This window comes from Acidobacteriota bacterium, assembly GCA_016196035.1.
In the GTDB taxonomy this organism is placed as follows: domain Bacteria; phylum Acidobacteriota; class Blastocatellia; order RBC074; family RBC074; genus JACPYM01.
The window spans coordinates 1-10,213 of sequence record JACPYM010000127.1; the positions used below are offsets into that span (position 1 = coordinate 1).

Below are 10,213 nucleotides of genomic sequence, written 5' to 3' on the forward strand. Positions count from 1 at the left end.
AGCCCTGGGGAGTCGTGCAAATGGTTCGGCCAGCCCTGAAAGGGCGGCAGCCAAACCTCTGGCTGCCGCCCTTTCAGGGCTTCGCGCCAAGACTCAATGTGCTGCCTGGGGCTGCACCCCAGGCTGTTGGCTGACGCTCCGTCGGAGATGGCTACGGCGATTCTTTTTCTTGAAGCCTATAGCAGGCAAGGATGCCTGCGCTCCCAGGTCATCATTGCATTTCCAAATCAGCGGCGAGCGCCCCGGCGGCCTTGATCGCCTGCAAGATGCTGATGATGTCGCGCGCCGAAACGCCGACCGAACGCAGCCCACGCACGACTTCTTCGACCGTCGCACCGTCCGGCAAGATGACCGAATCGGGTTTGCGTTCTTTGACTTCGACGGTCGTGCGCGGCACGGCGACCGTAGCCCCGCCGGGCGCGAGCGGCGCGGCTTGCGAGACGTCGTATTCGGTGCCGATGCGCACGGTCACGCCGCCCTGCGAAATCGCTACGGAAGACAAACGCACATCGCGCCCCATTACGATGGTACCGGTGCGTTCGTTGATGATGACTTTAGCTTTGACGTCTGTTTGTAATTTCAGCGTTTCGAGTTCGGCGATAAAGCCGACGTGGTCGCTGGCGTAAGTGACCGGCACGCGAATCTCTACGTTGCGGCTATCCAGCGCGTGCGCCGTGCCCGAACCGAACTGCGCATTGATCGTCTTGCCCAAACGTGCGGCGGTCGTAAAGTCATCTTGGCGCAAGACGAGCGTCAACGCATTGCCTTCGGCCAGATTGGCGGCGACCACACGTTCGACGGTGGCGCCATTCGGCACGCGCCCGGCGGTCGGATGATTGATCTCGACCGAATTGCCCGTGCCCCCCGCCGCGATGCCGCCAATCGAAACCGAGCCTTGGGCGATGGCATAGACCTGCCCGTCAATGCCTTTGAGCGGCGTGATGATCAGCGTGCCGCCTTGCAACGAACGCGCATCACCAATCGAAGAGACGTTCACATCAATCCGCGAACCTTGCCGCACAAAGGGCGGCAGCGTCGCCGTGACCAGCACCGTCGCCACATTTTCCGGCTTCATGGCCGCCACCGTCGTCGTGATGCCCATGCGTTCGAGCAGGTTTTGCAGCGTCTGGCTGGCATAGATATTTTGCTGCGTGCGGTCGCCCGTGCGATTCAGCCCGATGATCAACCCATAACCGATCAGTTGATTGCTGCGCACGCCTTCGATCTCTGCAATATCTTTGACACGGACTGTCAGTTCTTTGTCACTGGCGGGTTTTTCTTGGCAGTGGGCAGTGGGCAGTAGACAGTAGACAGTAGACAGTAGACAGTAGACAGCATACTTGCGCCACTGTGAAACTGCCTTGCTCAAGAATCGCCTGTGTTTATTGATCATTCGCTTGTACAGCCTCTGTTCAACCAAGTTGGCTCGACCTACTGACTACTGACTACTGACTACTGACTACCTTCTTCAAAATGGTGAAATCTTCTCGAACAAGCGGAAGAGCCAACCGGGTGCGTTATCCGCCGATGCAACTCCCTTGCCATTGAGGTGCACGCGCAGGTCGCCCACCATCGTGGTCGGCACGGCGTTGTCCGCCGAAACGTCGCGGCGGCGCACGATGCCCGACAGCGTGAGCAATTCATCCTCTTTGTTAATCTTGACGAGCTTTTGGGCTTCGATGCGGAAATCGCCGTTGGGCAGGACTTCGGTGACGCGGGCGGCGACGCGCGAGCGCAAATTGCTCGTGCGGCCGGTCGTCCCGGTGCCTTCATATTTGCGCTGACCCAAGCCGCCCAACGCCGTGGCAGTCGTGGCCGCGCCTGCCACGGGGATCGCGCTGATCACCCCGGTCAGGCCCGCCAGCGTGCCCGAATCGCGGCTGCGTTTGGCATTCGACGAGACGATGGCTGTGCTCGTCTCGATCACATCAATAAAAAGCAGATCGCCCAGGCCGGTCGCTTTGAAATCAATCAAGAGGCTGCGATTGGGCGCGCTGTCGGTGTAAAGCGAGCCGTTGGCCGGATGCGGCGCTTCGGCGGTGACTGGATCGTATGGAATAAGCGGCGTGGTTTCGGCAGCCGGGGCTTCGTGCGCGGGCTTGGTCTCTTTCGAGGGTTGTTTTTTGCCGGTTTGAATGACGGGTTGCTGGGCTTGCAAGCCGGATGGCAAGAGCAGAAAGAGCAGTGCGAAGCTTGAAAGCACGCATGGGTATTGGCGGAATTGCATAGAGCCTCCTCTGGGATGCGAATGATGACAATGTGGTGGGCAGCGTTTCTGAAAGCCCTGAAAGGGCGATATTCAATAGCCGTGGGCAGCGCCCACGGGAAAACGCATATTCACCCTCGACCCTGAAAGGGTCGTATTCGAGTCAAAGTACAGCCCTTTCAGGGCTGGAAACCTTTTCAAGCATTCAGTGGGCGCTGCCCACGGCTATTGAATATCGCCCTTTCAGGGCAGAAAACATTTCCGATCCACGTGTGCACACCCGTCACAACACCACGCTCACCAATCCTTCATCCACCACGACGGCCTGCAACAGCAGGCCCGATTGCTTGTTCTTGACTTGAATGCGGTCGCCGATGCGGCCCGCCGCGCGCGCTTCGCCGACGGCCATGATTTGCAAGCGGTCGCCTTTGGTGACGATGCGCACGGTGTCGCCGGGTTTGATGACGAATTCGGCCAGCAATAAATCCAGGGTGAGCGGCGTCCCGCGCGCGACGGTGTGTTTGACGGATGTCCCGCGCAGACGGGCGGTGTCGAGCAGATACAACGCGGCGGGGCGTTCGAGGCGGTGGGCTTCGATGGCCAAATCCTCTTTGCGCAAACGCACATTGGCGGGCAAGTCGCGCGCCGCGACGACGACCGGGGCAAAGGCTTCGACTTGCGCGGTGACGCTCAAACGGCGCACGACGCGGTTCGTCTGCCAGAATTCGAGGCCGACGGTGAAGGGCGCAAACAGATCGCGCATGCCGCCGCTTTGCGCGCGCACTTCGATGGGGCCGGCGGGAACTTCGATAACGGCAGGCAAATCCAATCGTACCAGCCGCGCCACCGCGCCACTGGCGCGCAACTCCGTTAGCGTCGCGCTTTCGACAACTTCGCGCACACGTTCCGGGGCGATGGTTTGCGCGGCACGGCGAATCAAGGCCACGGGCGGCGCTTCCAAACGCACGCTGCCGGACGGAAAGCCCGCCGCCGTCAACGCCAGCACCAAACGTTCACGCGGCAATTCGCGCACGGCGCCGACGCTGGGCGCGTAGCCGAGCGCGACGGCGCGCAGCCGTTCGCCAATGTTCGTTTCAGCCGCCTGCACCTCGGCAATGTCGCCGAGCGTGAGCAGATCGGTTTGCGCGATGCTTTCGGCAGCCACGCGGATGTGTGGCGGGAGTTGTGCGTAAGCAGTTGGCAGTTGGCGGTTGGCGGTTGGTAGTTGGCAGTAAAGTGCGAGGCCATAACAGAAAGCGGCGAACCATAAATGAGACGATAAACGTCGCAACGCACCACTCGGCGAGCGCTTGCCTTGCGGCGAGTGAAACGCTGCCAACTGCCAACCGCTAACTGCCAACTGCCGACGATTGCTCATCCTACCGCCTGATTGATCGTGCCCAGCATCCGGTCGGCGGTCGTGATGACCTTCGAATTGGTTTCATAAACGCGCTGCGCGGCGATCATTTGCACCAACTCTTCGACCACATTGACGTTGGAGCCTTCGACAAAGCCTTGATTGATGCGGCCCAAACCCTGGGCATCGGGTGCGCCTGCCGTGGGCTGGCCGGAAGCGCCGGTTTCTTTGAACAGATTGCGCCCGATGGCATCCAGCCCCGCCGGATTGACGAAATTAGCCAATTGAATCTGACCAACGTTCTGCGCATTCACCTGACCGGGCAACGAGACGCTGACGGTGCCGTCCGTGCCGATGCCAATCGAAGTGGCTTCGCGCGGGATGGTGATGGCGGGTTCAAGCGCTTCGCCTGTGGCGGTGACGACCTGGCCCTGGGCGTTGAGGTGAAAGGAACCGGCGCGCGTGTAGGCGATTTCGCCATTGGTTTGGCGCACCTGGAAAAAGCCCGCGCCTTCGATGACCAGATCGAGCGGATTGTCAGTGCGCTGAAACTCGCCTTGCGTGAAGATGCGCTGGCTCGCCATTGCGCGCGCGCCCAAACCGATTTGCAAACCCACGGGCAAGGGCGTCGAAGCGTTCGAGGCCGCGCCCGGCGTGCGGATGTTTTGATAGAGAATGTCTTGAAATTCCAGCCGCGTCCGTTTGAATCCGACGGTGGAAGAGTTCGCCAAATTGTGGGCGATGTTGTCTACGTTTTGCTGCTGCACCTGCATCCCGGTGGCGGCAGTGAAAAGGGCGCTCGGCATAAGTTATCTCCTTGAGTAGTCAGTAGTCAGTAGTCAGTAGTCAGTAGTCAGTAGGTCTATTCGATGTTGCAGTGGTATGCCGATGTTCAACTACTGACTACTGACTACTGACTACTGACTACTGACTACTGATCACTAGATTTTCCCGATCTCCGTCGCAATCTTGCGCATGCTCATCAGTTGCGTGACGGAGCGTTGCAACGATTCAAATTCACGATTGTTTTGCAGCATAAGGGCCATCTCGCCAACGGGGTTGACGTTGGAAGCTTCCAGCATGCCTTGGTGCAAGCGGGTTTGCGGCGCGGCCTGCGGTTGTGCGCCGCCATTGGCGACAAACAGGGAGTCGCTTTCTTTCAAGAGCGCGGTGCCGGGCGAATCAAAGCGCACGACTTTGAGGCGGCCTTGCTCCTGTCCGGCGCTGGTGATGAGGCCGTCCTCGCTGATCGAAACTTCGCCTGGGCGGATGGTGATGGGGCCGGCTTCGCCGACAACGAGGTCGCCATGCGCGGTGACAAGCTGGCCGTTGGCATCGAGCGTCAACGAACCGTCACGCGTGTAGCGTTCGCCGCGCGGCGTTTGCACGACCAGCAAGCCGTCGCCTTCCAGTGCCACATCCAGCGTGCGCCCCGTTTGGCGTGCCGTGCCGTTGCTGAAATCGAAGCGGCTGCCGGTGGTCACGCCCAGCGCGCGCACCGATTGCAATGCCGCATCTGACCGGTTCAACGAGGGGGCGTCAGCTTGCGCCGGGTCAGCCGCCGCGCGCCGCGCCGTTTCGAGTTCGGCGGCCTCGACCGAGCGGTAATGCAGCGCGTCGGCCTTATACCCGGTGGTCGAAGCGTTGGCGACGTTGTTGGCGATGACTTCGAGCGTGCGCAACCGCGCGCGCATGCCCAGATAAGCTGTGTAAAGTCCGTATTGCATTCTGTGATCCGATCAGGCCGCAGCCTTGAGCGAGTGCAATGAGATAATCAATTCCACCTCGCCTTTGGGCACGCCCAGGGTTTCCGCGATGGTTTCCACCGTCATCCCGCGCCGCGCCAGCACCAATACGCGATGCCGCCGTTCGGTCATGCTGGTGACTTTGCCGCCGCCGTTCGCTTTGACGTTGAGCAGGGGGCCTGCGCCGGTACGGCTTTGGTGCAGGTGCAATTCCAGCCAGGCCATCCGTCGCGCCTGTTCGGCGCTTTGTTCCAGGGCGCGGCGCAAACGCCCCTCGACGGCCATCAGCCGTTGTCCGAGTGCGGTGATTGAAGTTTGCTGCTGTCGTTCGGTTTGGCGCAGCCGGCAGGCCAACGCCCAACACGTGAGCGCGGCGCCCAGCAAGGCCAGATAAGCGGGCCATTGAGTCTGGTCGAAGGTCATGCGGAACTCCCTGAAATAAGTGAAAGCGGACGTTCGCTCGCGACGCCGATTTCGGTGATGCGCACGCCGTAATAACCGTCAATCACGACGACTTCGCCGCGCGCCAGCGAACGTCCGTTGACGAGCAGTTCGACCGGTTCGTCAACGGCGCGGTTGAGTTCGATCATCATGCCCGGCCCCAGCCGCACGACTTCGCGCAAGGGCAGGTTCGTCGTGCCGAACCGCACGATGACTTCCAATTCCATGCCGAGCAGGCGCTCGATATTACGCACGGTCGGTTCTTCGCGCCGGTTGTTACGGCGTGTGGCAGCCGGAGCAGGTGCCGCATTTGGCGCGCTGGCGGCGCTGGCTGCCGCCGCAGCCTGCTCCGTCGTGGTGGCGGAGGCGGCGAGCGCCTTTAACGAGCCATTGGGCGCATACAACAACAGCGCTTGCGTGTCTGACTCATCACCGATGTTCAGCGCGAAGGTGCCCACCCAGGCTTTGTTGCCGACCACCGCCGCCAGGCGCTTTTCCTGCCCGTTCAGCTCGAGGAAGGTAACCTCGCTGCAATTGACTGTGTCGCCTTGCTCGGTCAGGCGCACGGCAGCGTTGGTAAAAGCGGCTTTGAGCAAGGCGCGCCCGCCCGGTTTCGGCAGGCCGTCCGTGTCTTGCTTCGCCAGCTTTTCGAGTTGGGTGCCATCCTCGCTTTTGAAGAGGCAAACCGCGACGCCCGGCAGCGCGCCCGAACATTCGATAAAGAAGCCCCACGACCAAGTGGCCGCCACCGCCAGCGCGGCCTCGACGCCTTCGCCGCTGACTTCGCGCAGGGCCAGCAGCCCCAGCGTCGAATCACACCCCAGTTTCGCCGGGGCGATGTCGCTCCAGCTTTCGCTGAAGGCCGTGATGAATTGTTTCTCGATCGTGTCCGCCATTGTTTTCTCGTTCGCTCAGGGATCGTGCGCGCGCGGTTGCGGGCTTGCGTTAGTCTGACCGTCTCATCAGGCCATCGGCCTTCAGGCCAGGGCCTAAGAGGTCCAAGCCCACTACGGGGAGTCGCTTTGAATTGGACGAGCCTGGGGCAGCGGCGTCGGTCCAACTCTCCATGAATTCCCCTTCCTCATATTCATCGTTGGGCGGCAGGATCGCGGTGTGCAAATAAACCGCCGTGCGCCGCTCCTGTTCGACCAGTTCGCCTTGAAATTTTTCCAGCCCGCCGACGCTGACCGTGATGGGTTGATCGGCGCGCTGATCCAGCAACAGGATGTCGCCGGGCGCCAGCCGAAAGAGGTCGTCGGTGGTGGCGGTGATGCCGCGCAATTCGGCGGCAACCTGGAAAGGCAACGTCCGCAGGTTACTCAGCAAGGAATGCGTTTGTTGCGGCAGCACGACGCGATTGCGCGAATAGGAAGATTGATTGAACCGGGCAATGATCGGTTCGAGCACAATCGCCGGAATGCACAGGCTCATCAGGCCCTGGATGTCGCCCAGTTGCACGTGAAAGACGATGGCCACCACGACTTCATTGGGCGCGACGATTTGCAGGAGTTGCGGGCGCGTTTCGCGCCCGAGGATTTGCAAATCGAGTTCGACCAGCGGGCGCCAGGCATCGCGCAAATCATCCGAAACAATTTTGAGAAAGCTTTCGAGCACCTTTTGCTCGATCTCGGTCACCGCGCGCGCTTTGGCGAGTTGCTCGCCCGCGCCGCCGAGCATGCGGTCAATGATCGGGAAGGCAATCGCCGGATTCATTTCCAGGATCGCGGTTCCCTGCAAGGGGTGCATCGAAAGCGTGAAAATGACCGTCGGATCGGGCAGGCCGTACAGGTATTCGACATAGGCCTGTTGCTCGACCGAGACCAGCGTCACCTCAGAAATCGTGCGCAAAAAGATCGGCATGCTCGACGAGAGGCTGTGCGAGAACAGGTCGTGCAACAGATAGAGCGAGCGCACCTGTTCTTTTGAAATGCGATCCGGGCGGCGGAAATTATAGGGAATAATGCGGCGGCGTTTTTCCGTGCTCGGGCTGGGCGTTTCCGTGCTCCCGCCGCTGTTGGCTAACAGCGCCGACATTTCTTCATTCGTGAGAGTTGGATTGGCAGGCATTGTTTTGGTGATTTATAGCGGTTTGCAATGGTTATGGGGTAACACGGAGCGCTGTTACGGTACCGCGCGCGTCAGCAAGCGGGGCTTTGGCGGTTCGGCCAAGGGCGCAAGCTTGACGCGCCGCTTGCTCACGCGCGCGGTACCGTCCGCGTGGTACGGCTTTCAATGCGCTGCCAGCGCGGCGCGCAAATGCAACATTGCCTGTGTGTGTAATTGTGAAACGCGCGATTCGGTAATGCCCAACACCGCGCCGACTTCTTTCATCGTCAATTCTTCGAGGTAGTACAGGGCTACCACCTGACGTTCGCGGGGTGGCAACCGATCAATGGATTCGAGCAGCCGGGCGCGACCTTCGATGCTTTCGTAAAGCGCCAGCGGATTGCGCGCCGGATCATCGGGAATCTGGGGCAGCGGCAGTTCGCCTTCTTCGGTGGCGCCTTCCAGTCCCAACAGCGTCAAGCCGCGCAACTCGCCTAACAGGGAGTGAAACTGCGCGGTCGTCAGGCCCAACGCGCCCGCAACTTCTTCTTCTTCGGCGGGCCGCCCGCAGTCGCGCTCGATTTTGTGATAGGCCGCTTCGACCTCGCGCGCGCGCTGGCGCAGGATACGCGGCGCCCAATCGAGCGCGCGCAAGCAATCCAGCATGGCCCCGCGCACGCGCAACTCGGCGTAGGTTTTGAATTGGACGCCGCGCGTCGCGTCGAATTTATCCACCGCATCCAGCAAACCCAGCACCCCCGCGCCGATCAGGTCATCACGATCAACCGAAGGCGGCAGCTTGGCGGCCAGCCGTTCGGCGATGAACTTGACCTGGGGCAGATGCGCTTCGACCAGCGCGGCGCGCGCGTCGTTTTTATAGGCGTTTTCCCCCAACGCGTGCCGCGCCACGGCGGTGTAAGCAGTCTGTGTCCTCTTCAACAACATAGCTACGGGTTTAGGCAGTGATCAAAGGAACTGCTGCTGTTTGCAGCCGCGTAGCGGCGACCTGACTTTAGCCCGGCGTTTCAACGCCGGGAAAGGTTAGCAACAGTTCCGCGTCGCGTCAGCGACGCTTGAATTCAGGCGGCGCTGACGCGACGCGGAACTGCTCCGCTACGGTTACCGTGGGTTAAAACCCACGGCTAAATTCAACTGTCGCTATGCGACAAAACGGACGAGTCTTACATTTTAAGACCACCCAAGTTCACAGGTTGGTAGTGGCTCAAAGAGGGGGGGTCTTGCCGCAGATGAACGCTGAAAAACGCAGAGTAAGCTGGTTAGCCAATGGAATTGATCTGCGTTGGTCGGCGTTGATCTGCGGCTTGGCTCTCTCCCCTTTGATCCACTACCCACAGGTTTAATGTGAGCGTTGGGCCAGCGGGGCGCTCAGGGCAGACCAGAAAGAACGCGGGGTTCTCTGACCATGCGCCCCGGCCACGTGTTCTGTTTCAAGTTGCTTGGCGATCAAGCGCAACGACCGGCTGGCGGGCGTGTCCGGCGCATACAACACGACGGGCACTTGTTCGCGCACGGCTTCGGCCAGGCGGGCATCGCGCGGGATCATGCCCAGCAACGTCAGCTTGCGGCCCAGAAAGCGCGTCGCCGCGCTTTGCAATTGCGTAAAGATGCGTTCGGCATCGCCAATGCCGACGGCATCGTTGACCACCACCCAGAGCGGCTTTTGCGGACTTTGCTGATGCAAGACCTTGATCACCGCGTAAGCATCCACGACCGCCGTGGGATCGGGCGTCGTGACGATGATGATTTCATCGGCGGCGTGCAGCACGCCCGTGACGTTTTCGGCAATGCCGGCGGCGGTATCAATGATCATGCAATCGGCCTCGGCCTCGAAGGCCTGCAATTCGCTGATCAACTGCGTGTGTTGCTGGCGCGCCAGATTGGCTAGTTCCTCGACGCCGCTGCCGCCGGGAATCAGGCGCACGCCGTAAGCGACTTCAATGACGACTTCGCGCAGGCTGCGTTCGCCGCGCAAGACGTGCCCCAAGTGATATTGCGGATTGAGACCGAAGAGCACATCGGCATTCGCCAGCGCCAGATCGGCATCCAACAACGAAACGCGCCGGCCCAGCGCCGCCCATTCCAGCGCCACATTGATGGCGACATTCGATTTTCCGACGCCGCCTTTGCCGCTGGTGACGGCCAGCGTGCGCATGTGTTTGGCGCCCGCCGGTTGCGGCGCCACGGCGGTTGCGGCCGCGGCCAACCCCGGCTGCCCGCCACCCGCGCGCTGCGCCGCCATTTCCCGCAAAGTCTTTGCTTGATCAGTCATAGAAAAGTAGTCAGTAGTCAGTAGTCAGTAGTCAGTGGTTTACATCCTCTACTATCACTGACCGCCAGGACACCTCTACCGACTACCGACTACCGACTACCGACCACCGACTGCCGGTTGCCGACTAC

The 10,213-nt window shown here is 60.9% G+C and carries 10 protein-coding genes; all 10 read right to left on the minus strand.

Annotation, left to right across the window (positions count from 1 at the left end; all coding sequences use genetic code 11):
• Positions 1 to 211: 211 nt before the first annotated feature.
• The 10 genes from HY011_35325 to HY011_35370 all read right to left on the minus strand — a co-directional run bounded on the left by HY011_35325 (position 212) and on the right by HY011_35370 (position 10,085).
• The gene (locus HY011_35325) at positions 212 to 1,393 is read right to left on the minus strand and encodes a flagellar basal body P-ring protein FlgI (protein ID MBI3428226.1); all 1,182 of its coding nucleotides are present in this window, start codon (positions 1,391 to 1,393) and stop codon (positions 212 to 214) included.
• Between the two features lie 75 nt (positions 1,394 to 1,468).
• Entirely contained in the window at positions 1,469 to 2,227 is a 759-nt protein-coding gene (locus HY011_35330; protein ID MBI3428227.1) for a flagellar basal body L-ring protein FlgH, read from the minus strand.
• Positions 2,228 to 2,489: 262 nt separating this feature from the next.
• Positions 2,490 to 3,584 carry a flagellar basal body P-ring formation protein FlgA gene (gene flgA / locus HY011_35335; GenBank protein ID MBI3428228.1) on the minus strand — a complete coding sequence of 365 codons (1,095 nt, stop codon included), beginning with the start codon at positions 3,582 to 3,584 and terminating at the stop codon, positions 2,490 to 2,492.
• Positions 3,581 to 4,369, minus strand: a complete 789-nt coding sequence (gene flgG / locus HY011_35340) for a flagellar basal-body rod protein FlgG (GenBank protein ID MBI3428229.1) — start codon at positions 4,367 to 4,369, stop codon at positions 3,581 to 3,583. The genes flgA and flgG overlap by 4 nt, the downstream gene beginning before the upstream one ends.
• Positions 4,370 to 4,504: 135 nt before the next feature.
• On the minus strand, positions 4,505 to 5,290 hold the full coding sequence (flgF, locus tag HY011_35345; GenBank protein ID MBI3428230.1) for a flagellar basal-body rod protein FlgF: 786 nt from the start codon (positions 5,288 to 5,290) through the stop codon (positions 4,505 to 4,507).
• 12 nt (positions 5,291 to 5,302) lie between these two features.
• Complete coding sequence (locus tag HY011_35350; protein ID MBI3428231.1) at positions 5,303 to 5,731, minus strand: hypothetical protein; 429 nt, start codon at positions 5,729 to 5,731, stop codon at positions 5,303 to 5,305.
• Complete coding sequence (locus HY011_35355; GenBank protein MBI3428232.1) at positions 5,728 to 6,645, minus strand: FliM/FliN family flagellar motor switch protein; 918 nt, start codon at positions 6,643 to 6,645, stop codon at positions 5,728 to 5,730. The genes HY011_35350 and HY011_35355 overlap by 4 nt, the downstream gene beginning before the upstream one ends.
• Positions 6,646 to 6,694: 49 nt before the next feature.
• Positions 6,695 to 7,783, minus strand: a complete 1,089-nt coding sequence (gene fliM / locus HY011_35360; protein MBI3428233.1) for a flagellar motor switch protein FliM — start codon at positions 7,781 to 7,783, stop codon at positions 6,695 to 6,697.
• Between the two features lie 195 nt (positions 7,784 to 7,978).
• A complete protein-coding gene (locus HY011_35365) occupies positions 7,979 to 8,740 on the minus strand; it encodes a FliA/WhiG family RNA polymerase sigma factor (protein ID MBI3428234.1) in 762 nt (253 codons plus the stop codon).
• A 412-nt stretch (positions 8,741 to 9,152) separates the two neighbouring features.
• Complete coding sequence (locus HY011_35370; protein ID MBI3428235.1) at positions 9,153 to 10,085, minus strand: MinD/ParA family protein; 933 nt, start codon at positions 10,083 to 10,085, stop codon at positions 9,153 to 9,155.
• Between the last annotated feature and the right edge of the window lie 128 nt (positions 10,086 to 10,213).